General features: G+C 55.9%; 17 protein-coding genes. 5 read left to right on the forward strand and 12 right to left on the reverse strand.

Annotation, left to right across the window (positions count from 1 at the left end):
- Window positions 1-156: 156 nt before the first annotated feature.
- Genes mutL through J9777_RS04485 form a run of 3 tightly spaced genes read left to right on the forward strand, consistent with a single transcriptional unit; the run spans window position 157 to window position 4,592 of the window.
- Window positions 157-1,983, forward strand: a complete 1,827-nt coding sequence (gene mutL / locus J9777_RS04475; protein ID WP_209347560.1) for a DNA mismatch repair endonuclease MutL — start codon at window positions 157-159, stop codon at window positions 1,981-1,983.
- 16 nt (window positions 1,984-1,999) lie between these two features.
- Window positions 2,000-2,920: an MBL fold metallo-hydrolase gene (locus tag J9777_RS04480; protein WP_209347561.1), complete on the forward strand. Its 921-nt coding sequence runs from the start codon at window positions 2,000-2,002 to the stop codon at window positions 2,918-2,920.
- A gap of 43 nt (window positions 2,921-2,963) precedes the next feature.
- Window positions 2,964-4,592 carry a M20/M25/M40 family metallo-hydrolase gene (locus J9777_RS04485; protein WP_209347562.1) on the forward strand — a complete coding sequence of 543 codons (1,629 nt, stop codon included), beginning with the start codon at window positions 2,964-2,966 and terminating at the stop codon, window positions 4,590-4,592.
- 3 nt (window positions 4,593-4,595) lie between these two features.
- Here the strand turns inward: J9777_RS04485 and J9777_RS04490 are convergent, their stop codons facing one another.
- The 12 genes from J9777_RS04490 to J9777_RS04545 all read right to left on the reverse strand — a co-directional run bounded on the left by J9777_RS04490 (window position 4,596) and on the right by J9777_RS04545 (window position 14,536).
- On the reverse strand, window positions 4,596-5,057 hold the full coding sequence (locus J9777_RS04490; RefSeq protein WP_209347563.1) for a MaoC family dehydratase: 462 nt from the start codon (window positions 5,055-5,057) through the stop codon (window positions 4,596-4,598).
- Between the two features lie 37 nt (window positions 5,058-5,094).
- Window positions 5,095-6,312, reverse strand: a complete 1,218-nt coding sequence (locus J9777_RS04495; RefSeq protein WP_209347564.1) for an ectonucleotide pyrophosphatase/phosphodiesterase — start codon at window positions 6,310-6,312, stop codon at window positions 5,095-5,097.
- Between the two features lie 50 nt (window positions 6,313-6,362).
- The gene (gene ychF / locus J9777_RS04500; RefSeq protein WP_209347565.1) at window positions 6,363-7,463 is read right to left on the reverse strand and encodes a redox-regulated ATPase YchF; all 1,101 of its coding nucleotides are present in this window, start codon (window positions 7,461-7,463) and stop codon (window positions 6,363-6,365) included.
- 60 nt (window positions 7,464-7,523) lie between these two features.
- Window positions 7,524-8,519 (reverse strand): SDR family oxidoreductase, encoded by a 996-nt coding sequence (locus J9777_RS04505; protein ID WP_209347566.1) that lies wholly within the window; start codon window positions 8,517-8,519, stop codon window positions 7,524-7,526.
- A gap of 36 nt (window positions 8,520-8,555) precedes the next feature.
- Window positions 8,556-9,125 (reverse strand): aminoacyl-tRNA hydrolase, encoded by a 570-nt coding sequence (gene pth / locus J9777_RS04510; protein ID WP_209347567.1) that lies wholly within the window; start codon window positions 9,123-9,125, stop codon window positions 8,556-8,558.
- A gap of 107 nt (window positions 9,126-9,232) precedes the next feature.
- A complete protein-coding gene (locus tag J9777_RS04515; RefSeq protein WP_209347568.1) occupies window positions 9,233-9,907 on the reverse strand; it encodes a 50S ribosomal protein L25/general stress protein Ctc in 675 nt (224 codons plus the stop codon).
- Between the two features lie 120 nt (window positions 9,908-10,027).
- Window positions 10,028-10,915, reverse strand: a complete 888-nt coding sequence (locus J9777_RS04520; RefSeq protein WP_209347569.1) for a TraB/GumN family protein — start codon at window positions 10,913-10,915, stop codon at window positions 10,028-10,030.
- Window positions 10,912-11,844, reverse strand: coding sequence for a TraB/GumN family protein (locus tag J9777_RS04525; RefSeq protein WP_209347570.1), 933 nt, complete (start codon window positions 11,842-11,844; stop codon window positions 10,912-10,914). Before J9777_RS04525 ends, J9777_RS04520 begins: the two co-directional genes overlap by 4 nt.
- A 68-nt stretch (window positions 11,845-11,912) precedes the next feature.
- A complete protein-coding gene (locus J9777_RS04530; protein ID WP_209347571.1) occupies window positions 11,913-12,551 on the reverse strand; it encodes a hypothetical protein in 639 nt (212 codons plus the stop codon).
- Window positions 12,538-12,732: a helix-turn-helix transcriptional regulator gene (locus J9777_RS04535; protein WP_209347572.1), complete on the reverse strand. Its 195-nt coding sequence runs from the start codon at window positions 12,730-12,732 to the stop codon at window positions 12,538-12,540. Before J9777_RS04535 ends, J9777_RS04530 begins: the two co-directional genes overlap by 14 nt.
- Entirely contained in the window at window positions 12,732-13,151 is a 420-nt protein-coding gene (locus tag J9777_RS04540; protein ID WP_209347573.1) for a hypothetical protein, read from the reverse strand. Before J9777_RS04540 ends, J9777_RS04535 begins: the two co-directional genes overlap by 1 nt.
- A 290-nt stretch (window positions 13,152-13,441) precedes the next feature.
- Entirely contained in the window at window positions 13,442-14,536 is a 1,095-nt protein-coding gene (locus tag J9777_RS04545) for a TraB/GumN family protein (protein ID WP_209347574.1), read from the reverse strand.
- A gap of 169 nt (window positions 14,537-14,705) precedes the next feature.
- On the opposite strand from J9777_RS04545, the gene J9777_RS04550 reads away from it, so the two are divergent.
- Window positions 14,706-15,629 carry a glycine--tRNA ligase subunit alpha gene (locus J9777_RS04550; protein ID WP_245228504.1) on the forward strand — a complete coding sequence of 308 codons (924 nt, stop codon included), beginning with the start codon at window positions 14,706-14,708 and terminating at the stop codon, window positions 15,627-15,629.
- 121 nt (window positions 15,630-15,750) lie between these two features.
- Window positions 15,751-18,057, forward strand: a complete 2,307-nt coding sequence (glyS, locus tag J9777_RS04555) for a glycine--tRNA ligase subunit beta (protein ID WP_209347575.1) — start codon at window positions 15,751-15,753, stop codon at window positions 18,055-18,057.
- Window positions 18,058-18,113: the final 56 nt, after the last annotated feature.

An 18,113-nucleotide genomic window follows, 5' to 3' on the forward strand; every position in this document is an offset into this window, starting at 1 on the left:
CTGCGATAGATATGGCCCATTTATGACAGGGATGCCGTCCCCTTAACGAATGGCGGCGAAAAAGGCCAAAAATTTATGCACTCTTGCGCTAGTTTTTTCCCTAGCTTTTTAACGGTCAAACTCGAATTTAGGCCGCTTCGCCGCTAGGGCAGAAAAATGCCGCAAATTCCCCCAAACATTCGGCGTCTTCCTGAAGCGCTTGTTAACCGTATCGCTGCGGGTGAAGTGGTAGAACGTCCAGCGGCGGCGCTGAAAGAATTGGTTGAGAATGCGATTGATGCCGGGTCGTCCCGGATCGCGATCAAAATCATCGATGGTGGGCTTTCTCGGATCGAAGTGACCGATGATGGTTGCGGCATCTCGCCCGATCAGATGGAACTGGCTCTCGAACGCCATGCAACGTCTAAACTGCCTAACGAAGCTATCGAGCAAGTTGCTACGCTCGGTTTTCGCGGGGAGGCATTGCCCTCTATCGCGAGTGTGGCGCGGTTCTCGCTCGAAAGCAGGCCGCGCGATGCCGAACAAGGCTGGCGCAAAGTGGTCGATCATGGCGATTTGGTGGAAGATGGTCCGGCTGCTCTGCCTCCCGGGACACGTGTTCGGGTAGAGAACTTGTTCGGCAAGGTGCCTGCGCGGCGTAAGTTCCTGCGCACTCCGCGTAGTGAATACGGTGCGTGTCTCGATGTCGTTCGCCGTCTCGCAATGGCGCGTCCTGATATCGCGATATCGTTCGAGCATGGCGATCGCAAAGTACTGTCGCTGCAAGCCGATGAAACCGTACAGACACGCGTTGCCGAGATCATCGCGCGTGAACTCGCTGACAATGCGGTTCTGATCGATCTGGAGCGTCCTACGCCCAGTGGTACGATGCGCCTCACCGGCGTTGCTGGTTTACCAACTTACAATCGCGGTGTTGCGGATCATCAATATCTGTTCGTCAACGGCCGCCCCGTGAAGGACCGGCTGCTGACTGGTGCAGTGCGCGGCGCCTATGCCGATATGTTGGCACGCGATCGCCATGCGGTGCTGGCGCTTTTTCTCGAAATCCCGCCCGAGGATGTCGATGTAAACGTGCACCCGGCAAAGACTGAGGTTCGTTTTCGCGATAGTCAGGCCGTTCGTGGTTTCATTGTGTCCGGCTTGAGGAAAGCGCTAGCAACAGGGGACCGGCGTAGTGCACAATCACCCGATGCCGCCGCTATGGGGCGTTGGCAGAGCGAACCGGCGCGAGAGGAACCATCACCAGCCTTGCGCTCCATATTCGAAGGCCGGGATTGGGGGCAGAGCAAACCTTCCTACGTCGCAGAAACGCCGCAAGCATATCGTGGTAATGACGAGGGTTTGGCCGCTCCGCAGGGCAGGGCAGAAGTCGCCGACGCTTTGCCCGAAGATGCAGAGCAGTACCCGCTAGGGATAGCGCGCGGGCAGGTCGCCAGTACCTATGTCGTGGCCGAGGCTGCCGACGGTCTTGTGATTGTTGATCAACACGCCGCTCACGAACGCTTGGTCCTGGAACGTCTGCGCGCAGCGGGCGCCGAGGAAGCGATCAAACGCAGCCAAGCACTGCTGATGCCCGAAGTTGTCGAGTTGGAAGAGGTCGATTGCGACCGACTGGAAGAGGCCATCGACAAAATGGCGGGTTTCGGCTTGGTCATCGAGCGCTTTGGTCCGAACGCAATGCTCGTTCGCGCAGTTCCGCACGCGCTGGGCAATGCTAACCCGCATAAGCTATTGCAGGATATCGCCGACGATATAGCCAAGCATGGTGACGCAATCCTGTTGGGCGAAAAGCTTGACCTCGTCCTCGCCACAATGGCGTGCCACGGATCAGTCAGGGCGGGGCGCGCACTAAACGTCGCCGAAATGAATGCTCTTCTGCGCGAAATGGAACGCACACCAAGATCAGGTCAGTGCAATCACGGGCGCCCGACTTGGGTGAAGCTCTCGATGGATGATGTCGAGAAGCTGTTTGGGCGGCACTAAGTTTGAAGGATTTGCGATGCTAAAAAAGATACTGTTGGCGATTGGCGCAGTGCTTGCGATTGGAGTTGTCGTACTCGCGTTCATCCTTGTGCCGGCTCACCTGCAGATCCGGGCCGTTGAACCCGAACTACCCACCAAAGCAGAGTTGCTCGCACTTGCCGATGATCCAAATGGTCCGACCAAGATCAGCTATTTCGAGACCTCGACGCAAAAATCTGCGGAGCTTTCGCTAACTCATTCGACCTTTGTTGTGGAATGGGAGGATGGAAGAATTCTGCTTATTGATCTCGGCATGGATGCGGCGGTTGCAGTCGAGTTCGGGGCGTTGTTTGAAACGGTTGCAGGGGCCGATCCGGCGGTCTCTCTTGGAACGGTTCCTGAAATCATGGGCGATGATCTGGATCGTGTCCGAGGCATAGGTTTCACACACCTTCATCAAGATCATGTTCAAGGAATCGAACCAATCTGTGAAGCTCGGGCGGCGTCAATTGCGGCTCTGCACACGCCCGACCAAATATCGAAGCACAACCTGCATACGGAAGAACAATCGGCGATGCTCACGGACAGCGCCTGCGTAAACCAAACGGAGTTGACTGACGGTAGTCGGACAACTGCCGAGTTCCCGGGTATTGGGATTTATCCGCTTGGTGGCCACACTCCCGGAAGCACGATGTTTGCTATTCCTGTCGAGGGTAAACTCTGGCTGCTCAGCGGCGATATATCGAACTCGCAAAATGATCTGTTGAACAACCGCGGCAAGGGCTTCATTTACAGCTATCTGATGGTTCCGGAGGATGTTGATCGCCTGGAAATACTCCGCACATGGCTGATCGATCTGAACAACGACCCCGCGATCACAGCGCTTGTTTCGCATGACGGGAAAGCACTGGCTGACAGCGGGATTAAACAGTGGCAGAGGTCGAGTGAACAAGAATAGCTCGATGCTATCCTGAAGTGATGCGAATTTAAGGGGCAATCTAATGAAAATTCTACGCTTTGCGCTGGCTGGTGCTTCGCTGCTTTTTACCGCCAGTCCTGCTGCCCTTGTCGCTCAGGATACTGACGATACCGCGCGGATCATGGATGAGGGTTTCAATCGCTCTCAGGTCCAGCAAATGGCCCACGAACTGGTGGACGAGATCGGCCCCCGGATCACCAATTCGACCAATATGCGCATTGCCGAGGATTGGGCGGTAGAGAAGCTGCGCGAGCTCGGCATGCAGGACGTTCGCAAGGAAGGTTTCGAATTCGGCCGAGGCTGGGAATTTGGCGGCTCCGACGTGCAGATGCTTGGTCCACGCCCGCTTGAGCTGACGGCAATACCGGTTGCATGGACGCCCGGAACGAACGGACCGATTGAAGCGGAAATTATCGTCGCACCGATATCCAAGCCCGAACATTTCGAGGCCTATCGTGGCAAGCTTGCGGGCAAAATCGTGCTCGTATCGCTGCCGGGTACCGGCGATGAACCGTCGAGAGTACCATTCCGCCGGTTGGACTCATCCGACATCAACAGCCGTGACAAAATTTCTGTGCCGCAGCACGACACCAAAGGCGGCAAAACCGGCCTGCAACGCTTCATCGAGCGGGTCAAAGACTTCCCGTTGGCACTCGACGAGTTTCTGGCGAGCGAGGGCGCGGTCGCTTGGGCCAAAATATCCTACCGCGACGGGAAATTGCTGCACGGAACGGGATACGCTCACGAGGTTGGCAAGAGCCCTAGACTGCCCGGTCTGGAAATCGCTGCTGAGGATTACCGCCGCCTCGCTCGTCTCGCCACAACCGGTCCGGCGCCGCGTTTGATGATCAATACACAGGCCCGTTTCGTCGATGGTGACACCAAATCATACAACATCATTGGCGATATTCCGGGCAGCGATCCGAGCGCCGGATACGTCATGGCGGGCGCACATATCGATAGCTGGCACGGCGCCGACGGCGCGGTCGACAATGCCGCAGGTGTTGTGACTATTATGGAGGCCATCCGGATCCTCAAGAGCATGGGAGTGGAACCGAAGCGGACAATCCGCGTGGCTCTCTGGGGCGCGGAAGAGCAGGGCCTGTACGGTTCGCGCGCCTATGTTCGCAAATATCTTGTCAGCCGCGAAGGTGAGCAAGGTCTGTCGGAAAGCGAGTTGCTTGGCCAATGGGACGGCCTGTTCCCGATCACGCCAAAGTCCGGCTTCAAGGACATGAAGGTCTATTTCAACATGGACAATGGCTCGGGCAAGTTCCGCGGTATCCATGCGGAGGAAAATCTTGGCGCGATCCCGCTTCTACGCAAATGGATGGCACCCTACAGCGCGCTAGGCGCAACCTCGGTGGTGAAGGGCAAAACTGGAGGCACTGATCACATCGTGTTCCAAGCTGTTGGCCTGCCGGGTTTCCAGTTTATTCAGGATCCGCTTGATTACGGTGCACGGCTGCACCATTCCAATGCCGACACGTTGGATCACATGCGGCCCGACGATCTGCGCCAGGCATCAATCGTAATGGCGGGGATGTTGTTGGCGGCGGCGAATGATGAGAAGACCCTGCCGCACGAGCCATTGCCGCAAGCGCCGGTTGATACCAACCCGTTCTCGCATCACTATCCAGACGAGGACTAACTCTTAGTCGAAAAGTGCCTCAGGCTCGCGCACCCGGATCAAACCGTTGGAAATCATTTCTAGTACGACCTCGTCATTCTGATTGAATGTCTTCAGTTGTGACTTGAAGATGCCCATTTCTGGCCGCGACTTGCTACGGCGTTTCTCGAGAATTTCGGATTCCATCCGCAGCGTATCACCGGGATAGACCGGTGTCTTCCAGCGCAACTGGTCGACGCCGGGAGAGCCAAGGCCCGCCTGTTTGCGGCTCTTCATATTCTCTACCATCATCCGCATACTCATCGAGCAGGTATGCCAACCGCTGGCAGAGACACGCCCAAAGTGGGTTTGAGCCGCGGCTTCGTCGTCCAGATGGAAAGGCTGCGGATCATAGGTTTCGGCAAACTGCAGAACTTCTTCACGAGTGACTTCATAGTGACCAAACGCGTGTGTCGAACCGACTGCGATATCTTCGTAGAATAGCATGCTTTCGTGTGATCGAAGGCTCAGGCCCGCGCAAGGATCATTGCGTAAACTTGGGCAAAAAATGTTCGACGCTGCCGTCGCTTGGCCCGGGACGAACCCCGGAAAGATGTGCAACCAGTGCGTAGATATCGACATTGTCGAATATATCTACGCTGCCGCCGGCCGAAATGCCCGGGCCGCTGGCAATGAACAGCGCGGTCATATCGGGGGCGAAATTGTCATAGCCGTGCCCACCGCCAGTACGGGTTAGCCATTCGGGTACATCCTGATAAACGAGCCAGCCCGTTTCGGGCAGGCAGAAGATAGTCGGGACCCTCGGGTTGGTTCCGTAGGCAAAGCGGGCGGGGATGTTCTCCCGCCTCCAACATTGCATGTTGTGGTGCGGCTTCAGGAACGCGGCTTCAATCGCGCTTGTATCGTCTCCGAGTGGTTCAATGCCCGCGTAATTGCCGCTTTCAACTAACCGGTATTGATCACGCGCGTAGATTTCATCCAATCGAATGACTCGCTCGGGACCCACTTCTGCCATCCCGTGATCGGAAACTATGACCAAATTGACTGGTTGGCCCAACGCATCGAGCTCAGATCGGAGAAATCCGATGCCGGTATCCATCGCTTGGATGACGTCGTGCAATTTGTCTGATGGAGCAGGGCCATAAAAATGGCCAGCAGTGTCTACGGTATCGAAATAGAGCGTCACCAATTTCGGCCGGCTCTCTGCTGGACGGCGCATCCAGTCAACGACAGCCCTGATTCGGCGGTCATTGGATAGTGCTTCTGAGAAAGGCCACCAATCGGACGGTCGTACCCCGCCGAACGAAATTTCCGAGCCTGGCCAGAACATCGTTGCGCTGCGGACGCCTTGTTTCTCGGCCGTTATCCAGATCGGCTCGGCTTGATCCCACCAGAATGGATCCTTGCTCGCCATAGTGAACCGCTCACCCGGACGGGCCTTGTCTTCCATTCTGTTGCCGACGACACCGTGGCCATCGGGCGTTTTGCCGGTGACCAGAGTATAGTGATTGGGAAATGTCTTGGTCGGAAAACTGGGGCGCATCGGCCCCTCGATTCCGGCCTTCGCCAAAGCATTCAGATTGGGAGTAATACCGCGGTCGAGATAGTCGGGCCGAAAACCATCAATCGATATAAGGATGGTAACGGGTTCACGCGCTGTGCCTTCGATATTCTCCTGCGCCAGCGCCGGGAGCTCCCCGGAAAGGATCAGGCAGAAAACTGTCAGGATATGTCGGATCATGCGCGGGCTCCATCGTTGAGTTGCGGATGTAGCAGCGAATTGTGACAGGATTACACGTTGAACTTGAAGTTCAGCACGTCACCGTCCTGGACCAGATAATCCTTACCTTCTTGGCGCAGCTTACCCGCTTCACGCGCGCCGCTTTCACCGTTCGATGCGATGTAGTCATCATAACCGATAGTCTCGGCCTTGATGAAGCCGCGCTCAAAATCAGTGTGAATCTCACCAGCAGCTTGCGGAGCTTTCGCACCTTTGGGGAATGTCCACGCGCGCGACTCTTTCGGTCCTGCAGTGAAATAGGTTTGAAGTTGGAGCAATTCGTAACCGGCGCGAACAACCCGGGCGAGGCCGCTTTCCTCAAGGCCCAACTCTGCCAGATACTCTCCGCGATCCTCTTCATCCATGCCAACAAGTTCGGATTCGATGGCGGCGGAAACCACGACTGATTGCGCTCCTTCAGCAGCGGCTTTGGCAGCAACAGCTTCGGATAGAGCGTTACCGGTGGCCGCTTCCTCTTCCGCAACGTTGCAGACATAGAGCACTGGTTTTGCAGTCAGGAGTTGTGCCTGCTGGAAGATACGTTCTTCTTCATCATCCTTTGGTTCAGTCAAGCGAGCGGGTTTGCCGTCGCGGAGCAGTTCCAGCGCCTGGCCGAGAACGCTCGCGAGGATTTTGGCTTCCTTATCGCCTGCATTGGCTTTCTTTTCAGCCGCCGGAACCCGCTTCTCAAGGCTTTCGAGATCGGAAAGCATCAGCTCAGTCTCAACAACATCGGCATCCGTGACCGGATCGACCTTATTGGAAACATGCTGGATATCGTCGTCTTCAAAACAGCGAAGGACATGCACCACCGCATCGACTTCACGGATATTGCCGAGAAACTGATTGCCGAGACCTTCGCCTTGGCTTGCACCTTTCACGAGGCCTGCGATGTCGACAAATGCCAGCTGGGTAGGGATGATCTTCGCACTGTTCGCAATCGCGGCGATCTTGTCCAAACGCTCGTCTGGCACGGAGACCTGACCAACATTCGGCTCAATCGTGCAGAACGGATAGTTCGCAGCCTGCGCGGCCTGCGTCTCTGTCAGTGCATTGAACAAAGTGGACTTGCCGACATTGGGCAGCCCGACGATCCCGCAACGGAAACCCATCGAAAACTCCGGTAAATAGCTAAGGGGCGCCCTTTAGCGAGGCGGCCCTTGCTTGACTAGCTATACGTTGTTGACCGCTTTGATCCATGGACCGTAGCCGGACTCGCCAAGCCATCCGACTTGGACCTTTGCGGACACTTCGTTGATTGCGATTTGCGGTTTCGGTCCGGGGTGCACTTCTTTGCGCAGCGGGCGAGTGCCAGCCGGCATGGAGATGATCTCTGCCATCGCGTTGGGGACATCCATTGGATCAGTTGATCCGCCGCCGCCTGAACCAGAGCGCATTTGTTCGATCAACGCTGTGTATCCGCCAAGATGCTTGGCATCAGCGCGTTCCAGCAGCTTCTGTGTCAGAGCATTGGCGTTGGCCCAGATCTCTGTCGGGTAGCCGCCCGGTTCGATAATCGTGACGTCGATATTGTGCGGGACGAGTTCGTAAGCGATCTGCTCGCTCATCGCTTCCAGCGCGAACTTGGTGGGCGAATATTGGCCGTATGAAGGGACGATGACCCGGCCGAGCTGCGATGTAACGTTGAATATCTGCCCCGATTTTGCCGCCCGCATAGCGGGAAGCACCGCGCGCATTAACCGCTGCGGGCCAAATACGTTGGTATCGAACAGCAGTTTTGTCGCTTCCATATCCTGAATTTCAACAGGGCCAGCGGTGGAGATACCGGCATTGTTGATGAGAACATCGATGGCACCGCCAGCGATTTTCTCTGCCTCTGCAACGCCTGAGGCCACTTGTGCATCATCGGTCACGTCGATCTCGATAACGTACAGGTCTAGGTCTTCGGCAGCCGCGATAGCTTCTAGTTCGGCGGCTTCTGCCCGGGGCAGATTGCGCATAGTGGCGAAGACTTTTGCGCCCTTGCGGGCATAGTCTTCCGCAGCCAAGCGCCCAAAGCCTGACGAGGTGCCGGTAATCAATATGGATTTGCCTTTGAGATCAGGCATAGCCTTCATCATATCGGTTTGAGCATGGGTCGCTGCAGCGGCTAGAACAGTCGTTGCGGCGGCTCCACCCAGCAGGGTGCGGCGATTGATGTTGGGCATGAGTTCTCTCCTAAGTTTTGCACACGCGGTAGCAGTTTATCCCTGCAAGCGAAGCGCAATATCGTTCATAAATCGCGGATAGTCGCCTTTGGCCAGCCAGTCCGCTTCGGATCCAATCGCGCCGAGCATATCGATCAGCATCGGTTGCTCTGCCTTGGCATAATTTCCCAGAACATAGCCATGGACCCGGTCCTTGTGGCCGGGGTGACCAATGCCAATACGCACACGCCGGAAATCCGCGCCTAGATGCTTGTCGATGCTACGCAGGCCATTGTGTCCTGCATGACCACCACCGCGCTTCACTTTGATCTTGAATGGCTCGAGATCGAGCTCGTCATGGAACACGGTGAGGGCATCCAGCTCAAGTTTATAAAAGCGCATCGCTTCACCAACTGACCGCCCGCTTTCGTTCATATAGGTTGCTGGTTTGAGCAGCAATACCTTCTCGCCGCCGATCCGTCCCTCTTGCGTCCAGCCTTGGAACTTCTTCTGGATGGGCGCGAAGCCGTGCATCTCGGCAATGACGTCCATCGCCATAAAGCCGATATTGTGCCGCTGCATCGCATGCTGCGGACCGGGATTTCCAAGGCCTGCCCAAATTTGCATGCTTGCGAGATAGCGGGTGTTCGGATTGGGGCAAGTGGCAGTAGAAACAAAAACGCCGGCCACACTTTCGTGGGCCGGCGCTTCTTTGAATAGCTGTGACGCTTAGATCAATCTTCCGATTTCTCTTCGCCTTCACCTTCGCCCTCAGTGCCTTCAGCTTCTTCGCCTTCTGCACCTTCTTCACCCTCTTCAGTCTCATCATCCTGAGATTTGAGCGCTGATGGAGCAACAAGTGTTGCGATGGTGTAGTCACGATCAGTAATCGCGCTTTCCGACCCTTCAGGCAGCTCGATGCTGCTGATGTGGATCGAATCGCCAACTTCTTTGCCGGTGACGTCGATTTCGATCTCGTCGGGGATCTTGTCCGAAATACAGATAAGGTCGAGCTCGTGACGAACCACATTGAGAACGCCGCCCTTCTTGAGGCCGGGGCTTTCCTCCTGGTTGATAAAGACAACCGGGATGCTGACTTCGATCTTCGCGTCTTTCGACAGGCGCAAGAAGTCGGCGTGTGTTGGTACATCTGATACAGGGTGGAAGGACACATCCTTAGGCAGGACGCGTACGCTCTTACCATCGACTTCGATCATCACAATCGAGTTCATGAAGTGGCCGGTCATTAACTGACGAACCAGTTCTTTTTGCTCGACGTGGATCAGTGCAGGTTCTTCCTTGCCGCCATAAATAACAGCAGGAATCCGGTTCTCGCGACGCAGTGCACGGGAGGCTCCCTTGCCAGCCCGTTCGCGCGTCTCAGCCGGCAGTGTAAGAGCTTCGCTCATGGTATGTGCCTTTCGAAATGCATTAAAAAGATATCATCCGCCCTACGCCTCCAGGGTGACCATAGGGTGCGGAAGCGCGCGCCTCTAAGGCGTAACGGCGTATTTGGCAAGCGAAACCGCCTATTGAATTCGCGTCACGCTGTAGCCTTCTTGCTGGAGCAGGGCGGGGAGGCCTTCTTCGCCGATCATATGGGCCGCCCCCACCGCAATCATCATAGGGCCCTTTTGCGGCATCTCTTGGGTAATTGTCTCGACCCAAGCCAGATTCCGATCAGTTAGTAATGCCGTGCGCAGCTCAGGGTCGGACAAGATGGTGTCCGCACCGCCTTCGAGAAGATCATCGAGATCGCCTTTGAGCCAGCTTTTTGCAAGGTGATAGCGCGGAACTTCGCCGATCTTCTCGCTCTCGCGAATGATGCCTTCAAGCAGGTCGCGTTGATCTTGTTCGGCAAGCGTGTCGAATATGCGGAGTTGGGCTCGCGCACCTTCCAGTTCGATCTTAGCGGCGAATTCCGAGATAAGAACGCGGTCAACGCCGTTCTCAGGTTCACCTTGACTGAAGGTCTGGGCGAGCGTGAGCGCCGCGGCCCATGTCTCTAACTGCGTGAAGTCACCATTTTTGAAGTCGCCTGCAGACATCAGTGCCTTGAGCCGCTCGCGATGCTGCTCGTCGACGCGTTCAACCAAAGGAGGCTGCTCGACCGACATCGCAAGATCGGCGAATATCTGTGATAGCTTGCCGCTATCATCCAGATCACTCACTTCGACGACCAGCCAGTCTGACCGACCAAGCGCCTTGTTCAGCACATCAGTGCGCCAATTCACACCGTCCGGAAGCTCGTGAATGGTGCCAAACAGCCAGCCCTCCTGCGTTCCGTCACTGCCCGTTACTTCCCAAAGAGCGGGCGAGGGTGGAGGGAAATCCTCAGCGGGTGACGAGCATGAGGCCAGCAACGCAAGCGCTGCCAGCCCCATAAGTTTCCGCTTGATTTCAATCAGCAGTATCATTGCACTCGCGTAGAAGTAATCCCGCGCGTTGCCAATGCATCCTGCACGCTTTGCTCGCCGGCAAGGTGGCCGGCCCCGACTGCGACAAAAACCGTTCCAGGTGTATCGAGGCGGGTGTCAATCCACTCGGCCCATGTACGGTTGCGTGCATAGAGCAACGCCTCAGCCAGAGCCGGGTCTGTCAGGCCTCCATTCATCAAACTGGCAAGTCCGGCGGCATCGCCCTCGACCCACTCATCAACCATGGAATCCAGCATTGGCACGATCTCATCGATGCCATTGGCAGCTTCCATCATGAATTTGATTTGCGAGTCCATGGGCAAGCCGTCAAAAACGCCAACTTGGAAATCGACTGTTTCGAGCGCGCCGCGCGGTGTTTCACCAGCTTTCTTTTCGAGCACTTTTTCAACACCCGCGTCTGGTGTGTAACCCGCTTTGAACAGCGGCAGCATGGAGAGGTTGATTCCGGCAAGCCATGGCTCAAACCGGTCAAATGCTGCTGCCGGCATACCAAGCTTAGTCATCGCTGCCTCATAGCTAGCCTTCTGTTCTTCGTTCAGCAGATCGCGGAGGTTCTGACCTTCGGGCAGCATCCCTTCAGTCATGAACGCGGCTTGAGCCTGCGCTTCGGTGCCGGGCTTCATGTAAATCTCGGTAACCAGTTTGTCTGATGAACTCAGCGCGTCAGCGATGCTGCTTTTGTACCAGTCGACATCTTTTGGCAGCGCGTGAACCGTGCCGAACAGATAAATCGTCGTATCCTCATCGGCGACTTTCCAAAGCGCGGGGCCGTCAAGCTCGACCTGTTCGACAGCAACTTGGGTTGGTGCGACGGGTGTTGGTTTCTGTTGCTGCGCACATGCAGTCGACGAAAAGCCTAGAGCGAGCGCGGATGCGACGAGTGTGAGGTTCTTGAGTGTATGTTTCATGGGGCTGTCTTTCTTATCTGGGGCCTGACCGGCCCGTGAACGAATTTGGTGAAGTGATTGGCGTTATCTCAGGCGTATTTTTTGTAGAGCCAAGCGACTGACCACAGGACCATAGTAACCGCCCAGATGATCATCGGGTCTTGCTGCGGGATCCATCCAGCACGGGCCGCCATCCACCAGCTTGGCACGAGGAAAACGTAGAGATGGAAGGCGAGCAGGCCACCTTTGGAATAGGCGGCGATTTCATGTTCGTCGGTAACACGCCACCATATGATTGTAATAAGCGGTGCACCTATCGCCCAAATCATGATTGAGATCACGGCGACCGCTCCCGAGATCGGGTCGTTGGAGAACATCGTGTCGAGATCAGGACCGCCAGCAACCATTATGAATGCGCCGAGGAAACCACCAAGGATTGTCGCGCCGATGTAGATATTGCGCGATTTGCGAGCGCTTGTCGCTTCGGGTTCTGCTGCAACTTTGCGCCATTTCGACCAAGCGAAACTGCCGGCCAACACCATCGCTATGATGAGGCCAAAGACGATCGCGCCATCAATCGCGCGCAGATTTCCATCTTCAACGACTTGAGCGGTATAACCGGTGAGCGCACCGAATATGAAAAGCGCAGCAATGCCAGCCAGAATAGCTAGAAGGCGATCATTGAGCGGTGAATTTTCATCAACGTTCTGTGTTTCATTGTCCGTCATCGAAAATTTCCTCGATTTGCATGTCGAATAGGCGAGCCAGCCGGAAGGCGAGCGGAAGTGAAGGGTCGTGCTTGCCGGTTTCGATTGCGTTGACCGCCTGGCGCGAGACATCGAGCCTCACCGCCAGTTCAGCCTGACTCCAATCGCGCTCAGCACGCAGGACTTTGAGCCGATTGTTCATCAGGCGACGCCCCGAATGCGGTGGAAGTAATATCCGAACGCCCAGCCACCCATCAAAATGGTCAGCAAGTGGTCGGCACTTAGTTCCCCCAGCCATCTGCCGAGGAAAATGTCGAACCACAGCACGTTCATCACAAAGGTTACCATCACACCGACTACGGCGCCTTGGGAAAGCAGTTGGAAGGTGTATTCTTCCGAATGGTCGCGATCGATAGATGCTACCTTCGAAATGATGGCGCCTAGGATCAGGATCAGGCCGACCACAATCCCGGTCATCAAGAGCGGTTGCGCGACTTCAGGTATGGCTTCGGCGCTGCCGGCGAATTCGCCGAATGTACCAGCAATAGAAACGATGCCAAGCAGTGCGAAGCTGATATCGGCTTTGAGCAATTGGCGGTCGCGGTTGATTGCTTTTGCCATGGCTCAGAACACCAGCTTAATCAGCTGAGTAGCGATGTCGCCGATTGCATATCCGGCAAGCAGAAAAGTGGTGCTTGCGAGCATTTGCGGGGCGCGTTCGCGCAACTCGTTTCGGGTCAACATGGAATGCTCCTTGTCAATAGTTCATGACGTTGTGTCAGGTTACCCTTACTTTATGTCGAGAATCGCTTCCAATGTCAACAACACCTGACATTATGTCGCAACAACACGACTTAAGAACGACTAAATCTCTCAATTTAGACGATTAATATTCTGCGGAAATTGTCGGTTTAGTGGAGGCGTTCGGCGTATAGTCCGCGCTCAGTCAACATTTTTTGGACCGAATCATTGCCTTCGAAATGACCGGCACCAACCGCGAGCAAAATCGTGCCGGGCTGACCAAGACGGTTCTCCAACCACTCAGCCCAAGCGCGGTTTCTATCGGTCAGCAACACTTGATATACCTGCCGCCCAAACTCGGATTCTTTCATCTCTTCCATACCGAGATCTTCGAGTATTCCCTGCGCCCAACTATGTTCGGATGAGAACGGATCGCGTGTTTCGGTTTCGGTCACTGCGGTGCCGTCCCCGGCAGCAGCGGTCCCATCCAGATCTTCAAAGAAGTCGGCGAGATTTTTGCCGTCCCATTTGCTGAGTTCTTCGTCGAGTTCCTTGATCAGACCATCTTCGTCGATACCAAGCAATGCAGCCATTACGACGCTGCTATCTTCGATCGATCCAATCGGTTTGTCAGCGGCTTTGAACTCAGCCTCCAGCACCGTCTCGACGCCGTATTCGGATACGGAGCCTTGCGCCTCTCCAAAGCTCAGTCCTGCACCAAGAAGCGAGAGCATGAGCGGCATGCGATCGAAGAATTCTCTTGGCATGTCTACGCCATCGCCAATGGTGAACCACTTCTCGCGATTGGCTTCGGACAGCCGCTCGGAAATCGTGACGCGGTCGTCGCTCATGGTTTTTACCAGCAGATCGGCAACGAACTTGCCGACCGCTGCCTCTCCATCATCGTCGCTGGTTTCGACGACCAACTCGTCTACCTCACCAACGATCGTATTGAACGCATCGCTGCGCCATTCGAAACCTTCGGGCAGCACATGGAACGTGCCGAACATGTAGATTGTCGTATCGCTGTCGGCCAATCGCCAGATTGCGGGATTGGGCTCGTAATTCTGGACAACGGGAACCGGAGTGGGCCGGGCGGCGACTTGCTCGGCTAGTCCGGCGGTTTCGCCTGCTTGGGCCTTCTTCTGCTCTTTCTTGAGCGCGCGCCATTCGCTTTTGCATACCTGATTATCACAATCTTGTGCGATAGCTCCCGGTGCCAGGAGCAGAGCGCTGAGAGTGATGCAGGAAGCAATTAATTTCATAAACACGTCCGTTAACGGGCAAGGACCCGCATAGCGTAACTTTTTGGGTGCTTTGTCAACCGCCGGTCCGCGCTAAATTCAATATTGATGCCCATATCGCGCCCAAATTGTGCCCATATGGTGCAGTGCGGCATTGACGCATTTGGGGGCATCCGCCAAAGCCGCGCGCATGGCGACCACTGCTCCATCTGTGCCGACGCGAAACCCGGCCAAATCGTTTCAGGATATGATCCTTGCACTCCATGATTTCTGGAGCGCGAATGGCTGCCTGATACTGCAGCCGTATGACATGCGGATGGGGGCGGGGACGTTCCACACCGCGACCACTCTGCGCGCGCTTGGTCCTGAGCCTTGGAACGCTGCATTCGTCCAGCCGTGCCGCCGTCCGACTGATGGGCGCTATGGCGAGAATCCGAACCGCCTACAGCATTATTACCAGTATCAGGTGATCCTGAAACCGAGCCCGTCGGACATTCAGGAATTGTACCTCAAAAGCCTCGAAGTGATCGGCATCGATCCGCTCAAACACGATATCCGCTTTGTCGAAGATGATTGGGAAAGCCCGACACTCGGCGCCTGGGGCCTTGGTTGGGAAGTCTGGTGTGACGGGATGGAAGTCACGCAGTTCACTTATTTCCAGCAGATGGGCGGCTTTGACTGCAAGCCTGTCGCGGGCGAGTTGACCTACGGGCTCGAGCGCCTCGCAATGTATATTCAGGGCGTCGACAATGTGTACGACCTCGACTTCAATGGTCACGGGGTTTCGTATGGCGAGGTGTTTCTCGAAAACGAAAAGCAAATGTCGAAATGGAACTTCGAAGTCGCCGACACCGATGCACTGTTCGATTTGTTCAACAAGGCGGAGGCCGAGTGCAAAAATGCACTCGCCAACGAAGTTCCGGTCGCTGCCTATGAGCAAGCGGTCGAGGCGAGCCACATCTTCAACCTTCTTCAAGCGCGCGGCGTAATCAGCGTACAGGAACGCGCCAGTTACATGGCCCGCGTCCGCGACCTCGCGCGCGGATCTTGCGAAGCGCATATGGAGAAGGAAAAAGCCGGTTGGGCGGAGAAATATCCGGAGTGGTCGGCATGAATATGTACAGCGCCACGCCCACTATCGTCATTGCCGCGAAAGCGGGAATCCAGAGTGGACAAGTCAGCACTCCGAAACCCTGGATCCCCGCTTTCGCGGGAATGACGAAGGAGGATAGCTAATGGCTGATTTTCTCCTTGAGTTGAGAAGTGAAGAAATTCCCGCGCGGATGCAAAAGGGCGCGCGGGCCGAGTTGAAAAATCAGTTCTTGCGTCAACTTGAATCTGCTGGAGCAGCATCCATACTTGGCGGCGATATCACTATTTGGTCTACTCCACGCCGTCTCGCCTTGATTGCACGCGATCTACCGACCAAGACTGAGGCGGTTAGCGAAGAAGTCAAAGGGCCGCCGGAGGGCGCTCCCGATCAGGCGGTCGACGGGTTCTGCCGCAAGCTTGGCCTGTCCCGCGATCAGCTTGAAGTTCGCGACATCAAAGGCCGTCCGACATATTTCGCCGTGATCAACACACCAGGCAGGGCGGTTGCCGATGTTCTTGCCGCAGCCATCCCCGCGATCATCCGCGACTTCTCTTGGCCTAAGTCCCAGCGTTGGGGTGCTGCGTCGATCAGCACGGAAAGCCTGCGCTGGGTGCGCCCGCTGTCTGGCATTGTGGCTTTGCTCGGCACTGACGTTGTTGAGTGCGAAGTGCATGGCATCAAGAGTGGCCGCGAGACCAAAGGGCACCGGTTCCACGGGATCAGGAAATCCGACGCGAAGTCGCGGAATTTCGGGCTACCGATCGAGTTTTTCAAGGACAAAAACCCGACTGTGCTCAACGCCAATGGCATGATCGAAATCGACAATGCCGATGACTATCAGCGCAAGCTTGCCAATGCGCATGTGATTGTGAACCACAAGCACCGCGAAGATGAGATCAGGTTAGGTGCAGCGGCTGCTGCTAAAGGCGCCGGCCTCGATCTGGTCGAGGATGAAGGCCTTGTTGTCGAAAATGCGGGCCTGACCGAATGGCCTGTGCCGCTGCTCGGTCGGTTTGAGGATGATTTCCTCGAAGTGCCGCCCGAAACGATCCAGCTTACCGCGCGAGTGAACCAGAAGTATTTCGTGTGTGAGAAGGACGGCAAGCTTGCCAACGCCTTCATCTGCACCGCCAATATCGAAGCCGATGATCCGGCTGTGGTGGTCGAGGGCAACCGCAAAGTCCTCGCCGCGCGTCTGTCTGATGCGAAGTTCTTCTGGGATGTGGACCGGAAGAAGTCGCTTGAGGAACACGCCAAGGGCCTTGAGCGGATTACCTTCCATGAGAAGCTGGGAACGGTTGCTGACAAGGTTGAGCGCGTTGCCAAGCTGGCGCGCTGGTTGGTCGAGGAAGGGATCGTCAAAGGCGCCAACCCGGATCAAGCCGAACAGGCCGCGCGTTTGTGCAAAGCCGACCTCGTCACCGAAATGGTCGGAGAATTCCCCGAACTGCAAGGCCTGATGGGCGGCTACTACGCCCGCGCTGAGGGTCTAGACGATGCCGTCGCCGACGCGATCCGCGATCACTACAAACCAGTCGGGCAGGGTGATGACGTTCCGAACGCTCCGGTTACGGTCGCGGTGAGTTTAGCGGATAAATTGGATACCCTTGCTAGCTTTTTCGTAGTTAATGAGCGTCCCACCGGATCAAAAGATCCATTCGCACTTCGCCGGGCAATGCTGGGAGTAGTGCGAATTGTGCAGTCTGCCAATCTCCGCGTCGGCTGGACGAAGCTTTTCTCGACGGCTTCTGAAGAACTTTATGAAATTCACCTAGCTTACCTTTTGACTAGCATTGGTCCGGCCGCGGAAGGCCTAGAGGCGTATCGTTGGCCCTCCCAACCAGACCAAGATGAGGAATACGGAGTGACAGCCGATGTCGTCTTTGGTTTTAGGCAGTTTGCAAAGAATCTGTCGCTCGACATTGAAGCAGCTAACGATGGGCTGAGTGCATTCCTAGTCGAACGTCTCAAAGTCCAGCAACGCGAAGCGGGCGTCCGCCACGATCTAATCGACGCGGTATTCTCTCTGGGCGGCGAAGACGACCTCGTTCGCCTTCTAGCCCGCGTCCACACTCTCCAAGCCTTCATGGAAACCGAAGACGGCACCAACCTCCTCGCTGGCTACAAACGTGCATCCAACATTCTGAAGAAGGAAGAGTGGACCGAGGCCAAGAACAACTCTGTGTCCTACACTCCCGAAACCGCAGAGAAGGCGCTCATCGACGCGCTTGATGTTGCGCAGCCCAAAGCTGCCGCAGCTATTGAAAGCGAAGATTTCGAAACGGCAATGGTGCAGCTTGCCAGCCTGCGCGCGCCGGTCGATGCGTTTTTTGAGGATGTGACGGTCAATGATGATGATGCGGATAAACGTGCGGCGCGGCTCGATCTGTTGCTCAGGTTCCGCAACGCTGTCCATCAGGTCGCCGATTTCTCTCGTATCGAGGGATAGAATTTTAGCGCATGGACCCTGTTCCATGTGTTCCATCGTGTAGGATTTTCCGAGGT

This window comes from Pontixanthobacter sp. CEM42 (assembly GCF_017812015.1).
Taxonomy (GTDB): Bacteria; Pseudomonadota; Alphaproteobacteria; order Sphingomonadales; family Sphingomonadaceae; genus Pontixanthobacter.